Raw genomic sequence first — 16,095 nt, forward strand, 5'->3', positions numbered from 1 at the left:
CCCGCACCGCGACTCGTTCAGACGAGCCAGGCCGCCGCGTCGGCCGGAAGCAGCCCGTCCTGCAACGGTGCGCTGGCGAGCAGCAGCGCTCCCGGCGGCAGGGTGATGGGCTCGGACGTGGTGTTCAGAGCGCAGATGACGCCGCCGCGGCGCCGGAACGCCAGACACCCGGGAGGGCTCCCGTACCACTCGACTCCGGGCTCGCTGAACTCCGGCCGCGCGGCCCGCAGGCTCAACGCCGTCCGATAGAGGCTCAGCATGGAGTCCACGTCCTCGAGTTGGCTCTCCACGGTCAGCGGGGCCCACTCGGCGGGAATCGGCAACCAGGTCTCCCGCGCCGTCGAGAATCCGAACGGCGGCTCGGTGCCCTCCCACGGCAGCGGGACGCGGCACGCGTCTCGTCCGCGTTCCTGGCCGCCGGATCGGAACCAGGCGGGATCCTGCAGAGCGGAGTCGGGGAGGTCCGCGTTGGGCAGCCCGAGCTCGGAGCCGTTGTAGACGAACACGACACCGGGGAGCGCCAGCAGGACCAGGGCCATCGCGCGTGCGCGCTGCAGACCCTGCTCACCTCCGCCGTACCGGGTGACCTCGCGGTCGACGTCGTGGTTGGACAGGGTCCACGTCGGCGTGCCGCCGACACGGTCGACCGCGTCGAGCGAGTTGTCGACGGCATCCCTGATGGCCGAGGCGTCGAACGCGGACTCGGCCAGCCGGAAGTTGAAGCCCAGGGTGAGCTCGTCGGGACGGATGTAGCGACTGAAGCGTTCGTTGTCCTGGACCCACACCTCGCCGACCGTCATCGCGCCGTCGTACTCGTCCACGACCCGGCGGATGGCGCGGTGGATCTCGTGCACCCCGTCGTCGTCGAAACGGGGGTCCCCGTCCTCGTTGCGCATCAGCTCGTTCACGGACAGATCCATGTCCGGGAGATCCGCCGGCTTGGCCATGCCGTGGGCCACGTCGATGCGGAACCCGTCGACACCGCGGTCGAGCCAGAACCGGATCGTCGCCTCCAGGTCGGCGAGCACCTCGGGTTCGGTCCAGTTCAGATCCGGCTGCTCGGGCGCGAAGATGTGGAGGTACCACTGACCGGGTGTGCCGTCCGTCTCGGTGACGCGGTGCCACGCGGGACCGCCGAAGATGCTGGGCCAGTTGTTCGGCGGCTCGGAGCCGTCGCCCTTGCCGTCCCGGAACACGTAGCGGGCCCGCTCCGGGCTCCCGGGCGCCGCGGCCAGAGCGGCCTGGAACCATTCGTGCTGATCGCTCGTGTGGTTCGGGACCAGGTCCATCGTGACCTTCATGCCCCGCGCGTGTGCCTCCGTCACCACGGCGTCCATCGTCTCGAGAGATCCGAACAGCGGATCGATGTCGCGTGGATCGGACACGTCGTATCCGTGGTCGACCATCGGCGACCGCATCACCGGACTGAGCCAGAGTGCATCGACGCCGAGCAGTTCCAGGTATCCGAGCTTGTCCCGGATGCCACCCAGATCACCGATCCCGTCGCCGTCGGAGTCCGCGAACGAGCGGGGGTAGATCTGGTAGAAGACGGCGTCGGACCACCAGGGGGCCGGGGCGGACGGGCCGTCGGCGGGGGACAGGCCGGCGGACGCGTCGATCGGAGTGCTCACAGGCGCAATAGTGCCAAAGGCCGAGCCGCGAGGGGCGGTGCGCCCGTCACCACGACCCCTCCGGCCTGCCCGGCCTCTCGTGGCGACCGGCCTCCGGCCTGCCCGGCTCCCACGAGAATCACCACGCGTCCGCTGTTCATGCCATGGGAAGGTCAAGAAAATCGGGACGATCGGCGTGAAAACTACCCAAAGTTTGTTTGGTGGGGTATTTTCAGGCGGAACTTCAAGCGACGGTAAAGGAACCTCCATGACGACTCCTGTTTTCGAAGCCGTGAGTCTCGACTCCGTCGAGCTCCTGCCGGCTCCGATCGATCCTTCGTGGATCCTCGAGGGTGCTCCCGTCGCGCGCAGCGGTCAGTGGTCCTGCAGCCCGGACACCACCACGTCGTCGTGGGTCTGGGACTGCACCGCCGGCACCTTCAACTGGTACTTCGAGCAGGACGAGACCATCCACGTCATCGAGGGCGAGGTCGTCGTCCAGTCCGCGGGCAACGAGCCCCGCGTGCTCCGCGCCGGGGATGCCGCTCTGTTCTACGCCGGCACCTGGGCCGAGTGGCACGTGCCGCACTACGTGCGCAAGCACGCCATCCTGCGCCCCCACATCCCGCGTCCCCTGTGGTTCGCGATGCGTGTCGCCCGCAAGCTGCGGGGCAAGGGCCGCTCCGGCGCCCTCGGCTGAGCGCGCAGCACTACAACGGCGAGTTCACCATCGAGTTCGCCGCCATCTCGATGTAGTCGACGAACTGCTGTCGATGCACATCGTCCATCGTGTCCGAGTCGATCGACGCCAGGGCCGTGTGCATCGCGCGCAGCCAGGCGTCGCGCTCGAACGGCCCGATGACGAACGGCGAGTGCCGCATCCGCAGACGCGGGTGGCCGCGCTCGTCCGAGTAGGTACGCGGACCACCCCAGTACTGCTCGAGGAACATGCGCATCCGGCGCTCCGCCGGGCCCAGGTCCTCCTCCGGGTACAGCCGCCGCAGAATCTCGTCCCGCTCGACCTCGGCGTAGAAGCGCGCGGTCAGGGTGCGAAACGTCTCCGCACCGCCGACCGCGTCGTAGAAGGTCTGTGCCGGCTCGGTCATGGCTCCATTGTTCTCCACGATCACGTGCTCATACTCGGGGCGGGTCCGAAGGGCCGCCCGTTGGGGTAGGGCGCCGCGATGCCGGACTCGTCGAAGGCGTCCAGGATCTGACGATGCAACTGGCGCTGCACGGCCCACTGCCGGCCGGGTCGGACCTTGATGGTCAGGCGCAGCGTCACCGTGTCCGACGTGACGGCGTCGACGCCGAGCATCTGCGGGGCCTCGAGAATGTCCTCCTGGAACTCGCCACGCTCGATGGACTCGCGCGCCGTGCGCTCGGCCACCTCGCACGCGACGTCGATGTCGGCGGAATGACTGACGGGGAGGTCCAACACCGCGACGGCGTGACCCTGGCTCATGTTGCCGACACGCAGCACCTCGCCGTTGCGGACGTACCAGAGCGTCCCGGAGATGTCGCGGACCGTGGTGACCCGCAGGCCCACGGTCTCGACCGTGCCCGATGCCTCGCCGAGATCGACGATGTCGCCGACTCCGTACTGGTCCTCGAGCAGCATGAAGATGCCGGAGAGGAAGTCGCGGACGAGGTTCTGCGCGCCGAAACCGAGCGCGACACCCACGATGCCTGCGGACGCGATGAAGGGGGCGACGTTCACACCGACGATGGAGAGCGCGGAGAGCACGAACCAGACCAGGATGCCGACGGAGACCGCCGACTTGAGCACCGAACCGATGGTGCGGGCGCGCTGGTTGCGGCGCTCGTTCAAGATGGTGGTGGTGACGCCGGCGGGGGCACGTTCGCGCAGCGGCCTCAGCAGGGGCGGTTTACCCGCAGCGCTGCGACCTGCGCCGGGTGAGCGGCTGGTGAACCGGTCGATCATGCGGTGCAGGATGTAACGCAGAACCACGGCGAGCAGGGCGTACCCCAGAACCTGGAGCGGGCGTTGGATCAGCCAGTCGCGACCGGTGTCGGAGAGCGAGAGGGCGAGGACGTCGTTCGGGTCGAAGGAATACACCTGAAAAGTCTACGGATCTCCTCGGCGCACGCCACCTGTCACCACCCGTCTCGTCACCCACCCCGCCACCCGTGCGGGGGGACACCCGGAGTTCACCGCGTGGCCGTCGGCCGGACCTCGAATGAGCGTGCGAACGGCACCGATTCGTGATGCACTGTGGTTGGTCTTCACGTGCGGGCGGTGGCTGTCGCAAACCAGTGGTAGTCGCGCCGCGCGCAGTGGTCACTGGAGGTGGCATGAAGAAGAGCGGGACTGTCGCGAAGGTTCGGGCCGGGCATCGACAACTGTCGCCCACCGACGCCGTGCAGGGCGGCGCGTCGGGGGCGCGACCCCAGTCCGAACACCCTGTCGTCTTCGGCGGCGCGTCGTTGCACGCCGTCACCGATCACTCCGATCCGGCCGACGTCGACGGGCACCTCGATCACGAGGACGCCGTCCCCGCCTGGGTGAAGCGGCGCGTACTCCTCCTGAACGCCACGTTCGAACCTCTCACCGCGCTGCCCATGCGGCGTGCCGTCGTCCTGCTGGTCTGCGAGAAGGCCGTCGTGGTGCACGACGACGACGACGGTCCCGTCGTCCACTCGGCGGACATCGCTCTGCAGGTGCCGTCGGTCATCCGCCTCCGCTCGTACGTGCGGGTGCCCTACCGGGCGCGCATTCCGATGACGCGGGCGGCTCTGATGCATCGGGACCGTTTCCGGTGCGCGTACTGCGGTTCCAAGGCCGAGACCATCGACCACGTGGTGCCGCGCAGTCGCGGCGGCGGTCACTCCTGGGAGAACTGCGTCGCGTGCTGCGCTTCCTGCAATCACCGCAAGGCGGACAAGATGCTCAGCGAGCTGGGGTGGACCCTGCGCGCCGCGCTGGTCCCGCCGAAGGGTCCGCACTGGCGACTGCTCGCGAGTATCAAGGAACTCGATCCCACCTGGCTGCCGTACCTGGGTGAGGGCGCGGCCTGACACCCGTCCACTAAGGTGATGGGCGTGAGCATCCTCGAAACCGCGCTGATCTTCGGACTGATTCCGTTGGCACTGTTCCTCGCGCTCTTCGTGTTCGCGAAGATCACGTCGACCGATCCCGCGCCGCGTCCCGCCCCCTACCGACTCGGGCAGCAGTGGGACCACGCCCCGGTGCTGTGGTCGGCCACGGACGAGGTGACGCCGTACTCGCAGCACGCTGCGCATTCGACACACGCCGAACTCACCGCGGGTTCGGCTTCGCTGGTAGGAGGCCGGGCAAGTGGCAAGTGGTGAACTCTCGACCCGTCGGATCGACGAGGAGAACCTTCCCGTCGGCCATGTGGTGACCGCGAGCGGTCGAGTCTCCGGTGTGCACCAGGTGGGCACCGTCAACCCCGACCTGTCCCCGTTCGCGACCGACGAGCTGATCCAGCTCGACGAGTCGCTCATCGAGGCCACCCGCCGTACGGGCATCCGCTTCAACGTGCTGGTCGGTGACCTCGGCCCCGACACCGCCGCGGGTGCGGACGCCGCTCTCGCGGGAACGCCCGAGGCCGAGTACTCGGTGCTCATCGCGGTCTCACCGAACCAGCACGCCATCGAGGTTCGTTCCGGTCGAGGCGTCGCCCATCTCGTCGACGACCGCATCGCGCAGCTCGGTATCACCGCGGCCACGGGATCCTTCCGTGACGGCGACCTGATCGACGGCCTCGTCGCCGCCGTGCGCGTCATGAGCGCGGCGATCACCGGCCCGTCCGCCTGACACGGCGCCACCCCGGAACAAAGACAAGGGCCCATCATCCGCGAGGATGATGGGCCCTTGTCCGTGCGCGAGTCAGGTGCGGTCAGGCACCGTCCGCCGCTCGAGCGGCGAGCGACCGCACCACGGACGCGCGACCCTCGACGACGAGGCGCGCGAGGGCCGGCGGGTGGTCGCCCGCGAGGAACTCGTCCGCCGCCGCCACCGACTGCTCACTGATGGACCAGGTCGGGTACAGACCGACGACGACGGTCTGCGCGACCTCGCTGGAACGACGTGCCCACACATCGGAGATGGCGTCGAAGTAGCGGGAGACGAACGGCTCCAACAACTCTCCCTGGCCCGCACCGGGGAACGCGCCGATGATGGCACGTGCGGTGATGTTGGGTAGGGAGTCGTTGTCGATGACCGTGGTCCACGCCTCCTCCTTGACCGAGGCCTGCGGGCGGGCAGCTCGCGCCGCCGCCGCGTTGCGGGCACCGGCCGCGGTGTTGTCCTTCTCGGCCTCGGCGTCGATCACGGGTGTGTCGGACCCCGTGTCGATCGCGCCGCTGCGAGCCAGAGCGGTGACGAACCGCCAGCGCAGATCGGTGTCGACGGTGAGGCCGCCCAGATCCTGGCCGTCCACGTCTCCGTCGAGCAGCGCCTGCAGCGCTGTCGTGTGGCGCTCGGCCAGCACGGACGAGGCCAGCGCGTTGACGTAGGCCAGCTGATGATCCGACCCACCGTCGGCCGCGCGCGCCAGCTCGAGGAGACGGTCGGCGAACTCGGGCCATCCCGTGGACTGCGCCCACCCCGGCTCGGCATAGCTGCCGAGCGCGGTCTGCGCCTGCAGCAGGAGCCGCTGCACGACTCCGACCTCGGTCTCGGAGGTGATGCCGCGCTGCACCAGTGCGACGAAGTCGCGTGCCTTCAGATCGGCCTGCCGGGTCATCTCCCACGCCGCCGACCACGCCAGGGTGCGGGGGAGCGACTCGGTGATGTCGCCGATGCGCGCGATGAGCGTCTCGAGCGAGGTCGGATCCAGCTGCAGCGAGCAGTACGTCAGGTCGTCGTCGTTGACGAGCACCAACCGACCGGCGGGCGTGCCCACCAGCGCGGGAACCTCGGTGCGCTCCTGCGGCTCGACGTCGAGCTCGACCCGCTGGGTGCGAGTGAGCGCGCCGGAGTCGTCACCGTCGTAGATGCCGACGGCGATGCGGTGCACGCGGCGCTCACCCTTGCCGGGTGCCGCGGCCCCCTGCACGACGGAGAAGGACGAGTAGTTGCCGTCGTCGTCGATCTCGAATTCCGGTGTCAGGGTGTTCAGGCCGGTGGTGCGCAGCCACTGATCACCCCAGTCCGACAGGTCGCGACCGGACGAGGCCTCGAGAGCCGACAGCAGATCCGAGAAGGTCGCGTTGCCGAAGGCGTGGTCGCGGAAGTAGCTGCGCAGGCCCGCGAGGAAGTCCTCGAGCCCGACGTAGGCGACGAGCTGCTTGAGGACGCTGGCGCCCTTGGCATAGGTGATGCCGTCGAAGTTGACCTCGACTGCGGCGAGATCGGGAATGTCCGCGGCGATGGGGTGCGTCGACGGCAACTGGTCCTGGCGGTAGGCCCAGCTCTTCTCGACGTTCGCGAACGTGGTCCACGCGCTGGTGTACTCGGTGGCCTCCGACTGGCAGAGCACCGACGCGAACGTGGCGAAGGACTCGTTGAGCCACAGGTCGTCCCACCACCGCATGGTCACGAGATCGCCGAACCACATGTGGGCCATCTCGTGCAGCACGGTCTCGGCGCGGCGCTCGTAGGAGTAGCGCGTCACCTTGGACCGGAAGACGTAGTCCTCCAGGAAGGTCACCGCGCCGGCGTTCTCCATGGCGCCCGCGTTGAACTCGGGCACGAACAGCTGGTCGTACTTGCCGAAGGCGTACGGGACACCGAAGTTACGGTGGTAGAACTCGAAGCCCTGCTTGGTCTCGGTGAAGAGGCGATCGGCGTCCATGTACTCCGACAGCGATGCGCGGCAGTAGATTCCGAGCGGAATGGTGCCGTGGTCGTCCGAGTAGGAATCGGTCCACTGCGCGTACGGGCCGGCGATGAGCGCGACGAGGTAGGTGCTCATCACAGGAGTCGTCTCGAACACGTGCGTCGTGGCACCGGACGCCTCGGAGGTCTCCGCGGCAGCCGCGTTGGAGATGACGGCCCAGTCCTTCGGTGCCGTCACCGTCACGTCGAAGGTCGCTTTGAGATCCGGCTGGTCGAAGCACGCGAACATGCGCTTGGCGTCCGCGGTCTCGAACTGGCTGTACAGGTAGACGGAGCCGTCCGACGGATCGACGAAGCGGTGCAGGCCCTCACCGGTATGGGAGTAGACGCATTCCGCGACCACGGTGAGCTCGTTGTGCTCCGCGAGGTCGGTGAGCGCGATGCCCGTCGACTCGTCGTAGGAGGAGACGTCGACGTCGGTTCCGTTGAGCGTCGCGGAGCTCACCGAGGCGGCGACGATGTCGACGACACTGGAGGCTCCGGCAGTCGCGTCGAAGGTGACGGTGGTGGTCGAGGAGAAGGTCTTCTCGCCCGGGCCACCGGCTCCGTCCGTCAGGTCGAGAGTGATGGAGTAGTGCGTGACCGTGAGCAGCGAGGACCGTTCCTCTGCCTGGTCCCTGGTCAAATTGGGGGCAACCACGTGCACCCTTTCTGTCGATTTCTTCTGCCACCGCCGAACTGCGGTCGCGGCTGTGTCCATCCCATCATGACGCCGGTCGCCGCGGGCGGGTAGAACAGGTGTGCAGAGTTCGTGTCACCGGCCCACTGTGCGGGACGCTCCGCAGACCAGCCGAACACCGAGCACTACCCGACGACGAAAGGACCGACGTGAGCGATAGCAAGGACGTGGCAGATTTCTGGTTCGACCCGCTCTGCCCGTGGTGCTGGATCACCTCGCGCTGGATTCTCGAGGTGGCGAAGGTTCGCGACATCGAGACGAACTTCCACGTCATGAGCCTGGCGGTCCTCAACGAGGGACGCGATCTTCCCGACGAGTACCAGGACATGATGAAGAAGGCGTGGGGTCCCGTCCGCGTCGCGATCGCGGCCGCGCAGGAGAAGGGCGACGAGATCCTCGCGCCGCTCTACACCGAGATGGGGACGCGAATCCACAACGAGGGCAACAAGGACTTCCCGGACGTGATCCAGAAGTCGCTCGCTGCACTGGACCTCCCGGCATCGTTGGCCGAGGCGGCCGCGAGCAGTGAGTTCGACGACGCGCTGCGCAAGAGCCACCACGCGGGAATGGACAAGGTGGGCAAGGACGTCGGCACGCCGACCATCCACGTCAACGGTGTCGCCTTCTTCGGTCCCGTGCTGTCGAGGATCCCGCGCGGCGAGGAGGCCGGCAAGCTGTGGGACGCGTCGGTGATCTTCGCGTCGTACCCGCACTTCTTCGAGCTCAAGCGTTCTCGCAACGAGGACCCGCAGTTCGACTGAGTCGACCGCGCACCCCGTCGGTGATTCCGGCGGGGTGCGTCAGACCACGATGAGGTCGGGACGGCCGCGGCGATCGCGAGTGCCGTCCCCGAACTCCAGTGCCTCGCCGCCGAGCCAGCGGCGCGCGGACCAGGCGGCCGCCACCGCGTCGAGCACGTCGTCCATCGCGGGCCCGTCCTCGATCGCACTCGTGGCCTCCAGCAGCGCCGGCACGTCCACCACCACCGAGAGTGCTTGCAGCCGTTGCGCGATGCCGCGGGCTCGTTTCTTCGACGTGAAACGGGTGGCGGGGGCGAGTGCCCGGAACGACGATTCCGGGTGCACCTCGATCACCCGCGCGATGTCTGGGTCGGCCGCGTCCCAGGCCCGGATGTGGTCGGTGAGGTACCAGGACTGCTTGCTGATGGCCTTGCCCGTGCGGGCGCGGGCGATCACGCAGGCGTCCTCCCAGGAGGCCGCCCACACCGCGTCGCGTATCGGCGTGGGGAAGAGCGACGATCGCGCCGGACCCAGGAACGTCCGAACCTGGAGTTCGCTCGCTCGCACTCCGGCGTCGGGAACGGTCAGCGGCATGTCGACCCCGACGGCCGCGCAGTCCCGGGTGGTGTCCAGGACGGCCGCGACGGTGTCGACCAGGGTCAACGACACTCGTCCCTCGTGGAGGCGAGCCACCACCCACCGGCCCGCGGCGCCGTCCACCCCGGCGACGGGGCCCCACCCGCACGGTGGCGTCGGGGCGGAGGGGGGCACCTGTCAAACTCTAGCCATGCGCGTATACCTGGGTGCCGATCACGCCGGCTTCGAGTTCAAGAATCAGATCATCGACCACCTGCGGGAATCGGGACACGAGCCGATCGACTGCGGTGCGTTCACGTACGACGCGGTGGACGACTACCCGGCGTTCTGCATCGAGGCGGCTCGCCGTACGGTCGCTGACCCGGAGAGCCTCGGACTGGTGCTCGGTGGCTCCGGCAACGGTGAGCAGATCGCGGCCAACAAGGTCCCCGGCGCGCGGTGTGCTCTCGCCTGGAGCGTCGAGACGGCCCAGCTCGCGCGTCAGCACAACAAGGCGCAGCTGATCGGCATCGGCGGCCGCATGCACACGCTGCCCGAGGCGCTCGCGATCGTGGACGCGTTCCTCGAGACCCCGTGGTCGGGCGAGGAGCGCCACCAGCGCCGCATCGACATCCTGTCCGAGTACGAGCGCACCGGCGACGCGCCGGCCGTTCCCGGTGCACCCTCGGCCGACGGCGGCTCCGAATAAGAGGGTCCGCACCACAGCCCGAGTAGTCAGGTACCACCCATGCCCGAGGGGCACACTCTCCATCGTCTGGCGCGACTGCACCAGAAGCGTTTCGGCGGCCAGGTCATCGAGGTGTCCAGTCCGCAGGGGCGTTTCGTCGACGGTGCCGAGTGGGTCTCCGGGCATGTCCTGAAGCGCGCCGACGCCTGGGGCAAGCATCTGCTCCACCGGTACGACAACGGGGCGATCGTCCACGTCCACCTCGGGCTGTACGGAAAGTTCGGCGAGCAGTCCGTTCCCATGAAGGAGCCCGTCGGCCAGGTGCGGATGCGCATGGTGGGGGAGGAGTACGGCACCGACCTGCGCGGCCCCACCCGCTGCGAGATCTTCGACGACACTCAGGTCGACGCGCTGGTGGCGCGCCTGGGTCCCGATCCGCTGCGCAAGGAGTCCGACCCGGAGAAGGCGTTCCACCGGATCCACAAGTCGGCCATGGCGGTCGGCGCGTTGCTGATGGAGCAGGACGTCATCGCCGGCATCGGCAACGTCTACCGGGCCGAGCTGCTGTTCCGGCACCGCGTGAGCCCGTTCCGCACGGGCAAGCACCTCGACCACGAGGAGTGGGACGAGATGTGGACGGATCTCGTCGAGTTGATGAAGGTGGGCGTGCGACGCGGGCGCATCATCACGCTGGACAAGGAACACGACTCGGGCACCGGGTCGCGTGGACCGGGACGCCCGCGTTCCTACGTCTACAAGAGGAACGGCCAGCCGTGCCTGATCTGCGGCACGACGATTCTCACCGCGGACATGAAGGGCCGCAACCTCTTCTGGTGCCCGACGTGTCAGGCGACGTGAGGTCGGTCGAGCACTGATCCGTCCGCGCGAGTTCCGGGGGGCGCACACCCGGTTCCGCTGACTGGACGGGGTGCACGGCACCGGGGGGTGTGCGGACCGGCGCCCGTGGAGGTCAGAAACCTCCGAAGTCGCCGCCGCCCCCGAAGTCGCCACCACCGCCGAAGTCGCCACCACCGCCGAAGTCGCCACCGCCATCGAACCCGCCGCCGTCGGAGTCGCCCCCACCGTCGTAGCCCCCGTCGCTCATGTCGGTCCCGTCGCCCTCACCACTGGCGAAGTTGTCCGCCCCGTAGCCCACGCCGGCCATCCCGGAGAACATCGCGGAGAACAGGAACATGGATCCCATGCCCCACGCGCCGGCCACGAGGGCGGGCTTCCACCACGGCTCGGAGTACCAGCCCGCAGGGACGGGGCGACCCGCCACGCGTCCGCCGGGGTAGTAGTTCGGCGTCTTCTCGGACGGTCCGGGGCTCGCGGTCACGGCCCGACCCTCGTAGTCGACGGTGCGTTCCTCGGTGACCTCGCCCGCGGACTTCTGTCCGTCGATGGTAGGGACCTCGGGGCCGGGGTCCATGCCCATCGCCAGCCGGGCAGCGCGGATGTAGTAGAGCCCTTCCAGCGCAGTCTGTTTGGCCAGACGCGCCTGGGTGGGGGACTGCGCCTGATCGATCTGTGAGCCCGCGGCCGTGTAGCGCTCGGACGCGTCGGCCAGAGCCTGCTTGGAGGCAGTGTCCGAGCCCACCAGGTTGTACACCTGGCCGCCGAGGCGCTCGATGGCCTGACGCGCGTCGGCCTTGGCGTCGTCGAGCGACTCGAGACTCCGTCGGCCGGACCTGCGCTGGGACACGACGACGACGCCGACGACCAGAGCCACGACGACGATGATCAGGAGCAGAGGTTCCATGGTCCCAGTGTACGGAGAGTCCGGTTCCGGTCGCGGATCACGACGCGGGGCGCAGCGACTCTCGACCGTTGCTCCACGCGTCCATGAGATGGTCCGCCAGGACGTTCTCGACGTGGTCGATGGCGCGCATCCCGAAGACGACGTCCGCCTCGAGTTCCGGTTCGCGCGCGATGAGGTCGCCCACCACGTCGTGTCGCATGACCTGCTCGTGCACCGCGTCCGCCTCGACGTGCTCGGCGTAGAACGCGACGCACTCGGCCGGGAACTCCAACCGCTGCAACGCTTTCACCAGCCGCTGCGATCCGGGTGAGGAGGTGATCTCGGTCGCGGCGAGGTGTCCGACGGCGGCACCCCGCAGCGATCGGTGCAGACCGAACATCGACATCAGGTTGACCGGTGCGAGGGTCGGTGCACCCACCCGGTCGAGGTAACCGAGGTAGGTCGCGTCGAGTCCCGCCGCTGCCAGGAGGTCGCGAAAGAGGTTCTGGTGCATCCGGCTTCCGCGCCCGCCGCCGAACTCGTCGAACTCGACGGCGACGTAGGAGGCCTTGGCCTGACCCTGCAGCCGCGGGATCGTCCACGCGTGGGGGTCGGCCTCCTTGAGGTGGTACAGCGACCGGTGCGCGAGGTACTCCCGCATCTGCTCGGCGGTGCCGGTGTCGCGGAGGTGGAAGGACGGGCCGGACCCGTCGACGTGCTCCGTCGACAACAGGTCCATCTCGTCGGCCGCCGAGCCGCCCACCGTCACGTGCGCACGGACGTCGGCGAGGAAGGCGCTCTCCATCTCGGCACGCAGACGCAGGAGGTCGGGATTCCACTCCCAGGCGTCGTCCACACCGGGGAGCCCGCGGTAGTGCAGTTCGTAGCAGAGGTACAACGCGAGATGAAGGTCGTCGCCGTAGGGATCGGCGTCCGTGACGGGGGCGACGACGCTGCCCGCGTCCGACGGGGACTGCACGAGTGCGGACAGGACGGCGGAGGACAGCGGCCCACGCGCCGTCGGCAGCGCGGCTGCGGTCGGCGGGGTCGAGGTGGTCGGGGTGTCGTTCAGCATCGCGGTCACCTCGTCCGACTACCCGTTTCGACCGTGTCCGAACATGCGTGGCGGTCGCTGGGGTCCGAAGACGGGCAGCGGACCCGATCCGGGTTCGGTCGGTACGGGCGTGGTGCGGCGGAGCAAGAGGGTGGCCGCGTCGAGCACCAGTTCGCGGTCGTACGTCAGGCGGTAGTCGAACACCGGGTCCGACTCGGTCGATCCGTCGCCGTCCGTTTCGGCTCCGATGACGGCGGCGGTGAAGTGCGGGCTCACGACGATCACCGACAGTTCCCGCAACAGCGGGTCCGCGGCGGGCAGCCTCATGGTGTGCAGGCCGGGCACCGGCGGTGTGGTCGCGGCGCCGCCTCGTCCGAACAGGGCGACGAGCGTCCCGGACGCGGCGAGGTGCGCGGCCTGATGCATCTGCTCGGCGGACACCTCGAACGAGTGCGGAACCGTGGCCAGCACGATGGTCGACGGTCCGGTGGCCGCCGCGTGGAGCGCGAACTGGTCGATGATCGTGGAGAGCAGGGACAGACGCCCGCGGCGGATGCCACCGGTGGCCGCGGCGAGTGCGAAGGGCGTCGGCGCGGACGGCATGCGGTGGGTGAGCCCGACGGCGAAGGGGGAGTCCGACGGCAGGTCGGCGGCGGTCGGGCCGGCGTGTGGCTCACGGCGCGGCAACGGAGCGGGCGTGCCGAAGAGCCAGCCCTGGCCGAGAGCAGCGCCCATCTCACGCGCGAGATGGAGGTGTTCCTCGGTCTCGATGCCCTCGGCGAGGACCACCGCGCCCGTGCGGTCGGACTCCGCCGAGACCGCCGCGAGCACCCGCGCGGTGTCCGCCGTCGCCCGCTGCTGGGTGAACGTCATGTCCAGCTTGATGATGTCGGGCCGCAGGAACGGCAGCAGGGCCAGGCTCGCCGTCTCGGCTCCCACGTCGTCCACCGCCACGAGCCACCGTCGGTCGCGCACTCGTTCCACTGCCTCGAGCAGCGATGCGGGGTCGGCGAGCAGGTCACGTTCGGTGATCTCCACGACCACCGACAGTCGCGACGCCTCGGCGAGCAGAGCGGCCACCCCCGCGGGAGGCGCGAGGTTCATCGCGCTGGGTTCCATGTTGACGAACAACTGCAACCCGGTCGGCAGATTGGCCTCCAGCGCCCCCCGGAGCGCACTGACGCGGCACATCCAGTCCAGCTGACCGACGGTCCCGTGCGCACGCGCCGACTCGAACAGTGCAGCGGGTGACTCCCAGGGTGTGCCGACGGGGCCGCGGGCGAGGGCCTCGTAGCCGACCAGCGCGCGCGTCGAGAGGTCGACGACGGGTTGGTAGAGGGAGTGGACCGTCAGGCCTGCGGGGATCTCTTCCACGCCCGGTCCTCTCGTCGGCGGACCGAGTCCGCGTGCCTGCAGCATCTGAAACAGTAGGCCGATCACCCCTCGCGAGGGCGAGGACGGATCAGACGGGCGACGGCACGACGGTGACAGGGACGTCCACCGAGTGCATCACGGCTCGGCTGGTCGATCCCAGCAGGAGCGAGGTGAATCCACCCCGCCCGCGGCGACCCACGACGACGAGGTCCGCCTCGGCCGATCTGGCCACGAGTTCCCGCACCGGCCGGTCCTGGACCACCACGCGCTCCACCTCGACGTCGGGGTAGTCCTGCGACCACCCGGCCATCGTCTCCGCGAGGACGGCCTCCTCGTCCTCGGCAGACCGACCGCGGCCGCCGGGAACGTCGATGTCGCTCCACGCGTGCACGGCGATCAGCGATGCCCCGCGTGACGAGGCGATCTCGAACGCCCAGCGGACGGCGGGCACGCTGTTGTCCGTGCCGTCGACGCCGACGACGACGGCGTGTCCCGTGCCCTCGTTCGGCGGCGTGTCCAGAGGCACCACGGTGACGGCGCACGAGGCGTGTGTCGCCACCGCCGTGCTCACCGACGCGGAGAGTCCTCCGGTGAACTCGCCGAGCCCCCGCGTCCCCACGACGATCATCGCGGCGTCCGTCGATCGTTCGACCAGTACTCCGGCGGGGGTGCCGTGGTGGGTCTCGGTGGAGACCGACACGTCGGCCGCCACGGCCCGCGCCGCGTCCACTCCGTCGGCGAGAATGCGGTCGAGCGCACTCGCTGCAGTGTCGTCGACGTCCGCGAAGGCCGGCGCGGACACCGCCGTGACCAGCACGAGGGGCAGGCCGCGCGCGGTGCAGAGCCGCGTGGCCCATCGCACGGCCGCGAGCGCTGCGGACGATCCGTCGACTCCGACGACGACGGGGTGGGACACGGGCATGCAGGCCTCCAGCGGTTCGAACGGACGGTGCCGAGATGACCACAGTGTTCCCGACGCGAGGCGATGTCATGCCCGGAACAGGCAGTTGAGTCTGCAACGGCGTTATCTCGATGTGCTGTGAACGTTATCGAATCGTGATGCACTGCACGCAGCCTCGTCACTCTGGCGGGCGAATCTAAGGCAGACGCCGAGGAACGAGATCGACGCACACGAACCGGGAGACACAGCAATGACCGCACACGGACTCGACACCCACTTCTCTTTCGACGCTGCCGATCTCACCGTCCTCGAATACGAACGCGGCGACGTCGCCGTGGTGTCGGTCGGCGGCGAGATCGACATGAGCACCACGCCCGAACTCCGCGAGGTCCTGGCACGCGTGGCTGCTCGCGGCCACGAGGACGTGGTTCTCGACCTGTCGGACGTCACCTTCCTGGGCAGCGCCGGCGCTGTCCTTCTCCTCGGCGCGGCATCCTCGCTGTCGGTCCGTCCGATGGTGCTGGTGGCCACCGACCCCGCAGTGCGGCGCCCGCTCGAGCTCCTCGGCGTCTGCTCGCCGATCACCGTGTGCGGAAGCATCTTCGAGGCCGTGTCGCTGGTCACCTCGGCGCGCGACGGCGCCGGAGTCCTGTCCGACGCCGGCTGACCCCCGAACACACGAGAGCCCCCCGATTCGGTGAATCGGGGGGCTCTCGCGTTCGTGGAGCGGGCGACGGGAATCGAACCCGCGTAATCAGTTTGGAAGACTGAGGCTCTACCATTGAGCTACGCCCGCATGCCTGCGGCGGTGCTGGGATCGCCAGCTCCTGCCGCCTGCGTTGAGGAACTGTACCGAACGTCGCGCGCGATCGAGAAATCGGCCCGCCGTCGGCGCCTCCGCGGTA

At 69.0% G+C, this 16,095-nt stretch carries 17 protein-coding genes and 1 tRNA gene; 8 read left to right on the plus strand and 10 right to left on the minus strand.

The window, feature by feature from the left end; all coding sequences use genetic code 11:
* Nucleotides 1–17 precede the first annotated feature (17 nt).
* Nucleotides 18–1,631 carry a glycoside hydrolase family 13 protein gene (locus tag OG947_RS17955; protein ID WP_442973070.1) on the minus strand — a complete coding sequence of 538 codons (1,614 nt, stop codon included), beginning with the start codon at nucleotides 1,629–1,631 and terminating at the stop codon, nucleotides 18–20.
* Nucleotides 1,632–1,878: 247 nt separating this feature from the next.
* On the opposite strand from OG947_RS17955, the gene OG947_RS17960 reads away from it, so the two are divergent.
* Nucleotides 1,879–2,310, plus strand: a complete 432-nt coding sequence (locus tag OG947_RS17960; RefSeq protein WP_222630235.1) for a cupin domain-containing protein — start codon at nucleotides 1,879–1,881, stop codon at nucleotides 2,308–2,310.
* Between the two features lie 10 nt (nucleotides 2,311–2,320).
* Here OG947_RS17960 and OG947_RS17965 read toward each other — a convergent pair whose 3' ends face one another.
* A complete protein-coding gene (locus OG947_RS17965) occupies nucleotides 2,321–2,716 on the minus strand; it encodes a globin (RefSeq protein WP_222630239.1) in 396 nt (131 codons plus the stop codon).
* A gap of 20 nt (nucleotides 2,717–2,736) precedes the next feature.
* Nucleotides 2,737–3,690 carry a mechanosensitive ion channel family protein gene (locus tag OG947_RS17970; protein WP_027505639.1) on the minus strand — a complete coding sequence of 318 codons (954 nt, stop codon included), beginning with the start codon at nucleotides 3,688–3,690 and terminating at the stop codon, nucleotides 2,737–2,739.
* 236 nt (nucleotides 3,691–3,926) lie between these two features.
* Between OG947_RS17970 and OG947_RS17975 the strand changes: the two genes are divergently transcribed.
* Genes OG947_RS17975 through OG947_RS17985 form a run of 3 tightly spaced genes read left to right on the plus strand, consistent with a single transcriptional unit; the run spans nucleotide 3,927 to nucleotide 5,412 of the window.
* Nucleotides 3,927–4,649, plus strand: a complete 723-nt coding sequence (locus tag OG947_RS17975; RefSeq protein ID WP_231476311.1) for an HNH endonuclease — start codon at nucleotides 3,927–3,929, stop codon at nucleotides 4,647–4,649.
* 18 nt (nucleotides 4,650–4,667) lie between these two features.
* Nucleotides 4,668–4,943, plus strand: a complete 276-nt coding sequence (gene ctaJ, locus OG947_RS17980) for an aa3-type cytochrome oxidase subunit CtaJ (RefSeq protein ID WP_261769336.1) — start codon at nucleotides 4,668–4,670, stop codon at nucleotides 4,941–4,943.
* Nucleotides 4,930–5,412, plus strand: coding sequence for a DUF5130 family protein (locus tag OG947_RS17985; protein ID WP_222638460.1), 483 nt, complete (start codon nucleotides 4,930–4,932; stop codon nucleotides 5,410–5,412). Before ctaJ ends, OG947_RS17985 begins: the two co-directional genes overlap by 14 nt.
* Before the next feature lie 82 nt (nucleotides 5,413–5,494).
* Here the strand turns inward: OG947_RS17985 and pepN are convergent, their stop codons facing one another.
* Nucleotides 5,495–8,077, minus strand: coding sequence for an aminopeptidase N (gene pepN, locus OG947_RS17990; RefSeq protein WP_328812552.1), 2,583 nt, complete (start codon nucleotides 8,075–8,077; stop codon nucleotides 5,495–5,497).
* 188 nt (nucleotides 8,078–8,265) lie between these two features.
* Here pepN and OG947_RS17995 point away from each other — a divergent pair, with 188 nt between their 5' ends.
* Nucleotides 8,266–8,877, plus strand: a complete 612-nt coding sequence (locus OG947_RS17995; RefSeq protein ID WP_027505644.1) for a DsbA family protein — start codon at nucleotides 8,266–8,268, stop codon at nucleotides 8,875–8,877.
* Between the two features lie 39 nt (nucleotides 8,878–8,916).
* Here OG947_RS17995 and OG947_RS18000 read toward each other — a convergent pair whose 3' ends face one another.
* Nucleotides 8,917–9,627: a DUF429 domain-containing protein gene (locus OG947_RS18000; RefSeq protein ID WP_328812553.1), complete on the minus strand. Its 711-nt coding sequence runs from the start codon at nucleotides 9,625–9,627 to the stop codon at nucleotides 8,917–8,919.
* Nucleotides 9,628–9,643: 16 nt separating this feature from the next.
* On the opposite strand from OG947_RS18000, the gene OG947_RS18005 reads away from it, so the two are divergent.
* Complete coding sequence (locus OG947_RS18005; protein WP_027505646.1) at nucleotides 9,644–10,141, plus strand: ribose-5-phosphate isomerase; 498 nt, start codon at nucleotides 9,644–9,646, stop codon at nucleotides 10,139–10,141.
* 39 nt (nucleotides 10,142–10,180) lie between these two features.
* Nucleotides 10,181–10,978, plus strand: a complete 798-nt coding sequence (locus tag OG947_RS18010; RefSeq protein WP_027505647.1) for an Fpg/Nei family DNA glycosylase — start codon at nucleotides 10,181–10,183, stop codon at nucleotides 10,976–10,978.
* 112 nt (nucleotides 10,979–11,090) lie between these two features.
* Here OG947_RS18010 and OG947_RS18015 read toward each other — a convergent pair whose 3' ends face one another.
* From OG947_RS18015 to OG947_RS18030, 4 genes are all read right to left on the minus strand, one after another.
* The gene (locus OG947_RS18015) at nucleotides 11,091–11,882 is read right to left on the minus strand and encodes a DUF1542 domain-containing protein (protein ID WP_328812554.1); all 792 of its coding nucleotides are present in this window, start codon (nucleotides 11,880–11,882) and stop codon (nucleotides 11,091–11,093) included.
* A gap of 37 nt (nucleotides 11,883–11,919) precedes the next feature.
* A complete protein-coding gene (locus OG947_RS18020; protein ID WP_056446359.1) occupies nucleotides 11,920–12,936 on the minus strand; it encodes an iron-containing redox enzyme family protein in 1,017 nt (338 codons plus the stop codon).
* 18 nt (nucleotides 12,937–12,954) lie between these two features.
* A complete protein-coding gene (locus tag OG947_RS18025) occupies nucleotides 12,955–14,289 on the minus strand; it encodes an EAL domain-containing protein (RefSeq protein WP_222630268.1) in 1,335 nt (444 codons plus the stop codon).
* An 88-nt stretch (nucleotides 14,290–14,377) separates the two neighbouring features.
* The gene (locus tag OG947_RS18030) at nucleotides 14,378–15,211 is read right to left on the minus strand and encodes a universal stress protein (RefSeq protein WP_222649364.1); all 834 of its coding nucleotides are present in this window, start codon (nucleotides 15,209–15,211) and stop codon (nucleotides 14,378–14,380) included.
* A 229-nt stretch (nucleotides 15,212–15,440) separates the two neighbouring features.
* On the opposite strand from OG947_RS18030, the gene OG947_RS18035 reads away from it, so the two are divergent.
* A complete protein-coding gene (locus OG947_RS18035; RefSeq protein WP_051613329.1) occupies nucleotides 15,441–15,857 on the plus strand; it encodes an STAS domain-containing protein in 417 nt (138 codons plus the stop codon).
* A 55-nt stretch (nucleotides 15,858–15,912) separates the two neighbouring features.
* Here the strand turns inward: OG947_RS18035 and OG947_RS18040 are convergent.
* Nucleotides 15,913–15,986 (minus strand) — tRNA-Gly (locus OG947_RS18040).
* Nucleotides 15,987–16,095: the final 109 nt, after the last annotated feature.

The sequence above is a fragment of the Rhodococcus sp. NBC_00297 genome (assembly GCF_036173065.1).
Lineage (GTDB): Bacteria > Actinomycetota > Actinomycetes > Mycobacteriales > Mycobacteriaceae > Rhodococcoides.

Coding starts and splice junctions, on each gene's coding strand:
- OG947_RS17975 (WP_231476311.1), top strand. CDS start 3,927: ATGAAGAAGAGCGGGACTGTCGCGAAGGTTCGGGCCGGGCATCGACAA.
- OG947_RS18015 (WP_328812554.1), bottom strand. CDS start 11,882: ATGGAACCTCTGCTCCTGATCATCGTCGTCGTGGCTCTGGTCGTCGGC.
- OG947_RS18035 (WP_051613329.1), top strand. CDS start 15,441: ATGACCGCACACGGACTCGACACCCACTTCTCTTTCGACGCTGCCGAT.
- OG947_RS17960 (WP_222630235.1), top strand. CDS start 1,879: ATGACGACTCCTGTTTTCGAAGCCGTGAGTCTCGACTCCGTCGAGCTC.
- OG947_RS18005 (WP_027505646.1), top strand. CDS start 9,644: ATGCGCGTATACCTGGGTGCCGATCACGCCGGCTTCGAGTTCAAGAAT.
- ctaJ (WP_261769336.1), top strand. CDS start 4,668: ATGGGCGTGAGCATCCTCGAAACCGCGCTGATCTTCGGACTGATTCCG.
- OG947_RS18010 (WP_027505647.1), top strand. CDS start 10,181: ATGCCCGAGGGGCACACTCTCCATCGTCTGGCGCGACTGCACCAGAAG.
- OG947_RS18030 (WP_222649364.1), bottom strand. CDS start 15,211: ATGCCCGTGTCCCACCCCGTCGTCGTCGGAGTCGACGGATCGTCCGCA.
- OG947_RS17965 (WP_222630239.1), bottom strand. CDS start 2,716: ATGACCGAGCCGGCACAGACCTTCTACGACGCGGTCGGCGGTGCGGAG.
- OG947_RS18020 (WP_056446359.1), bottom strand. CDS start 12,936: ATGCTGAACGACACCCCGACCACCTCGACCCCGCCGACCGCAGCCGCG.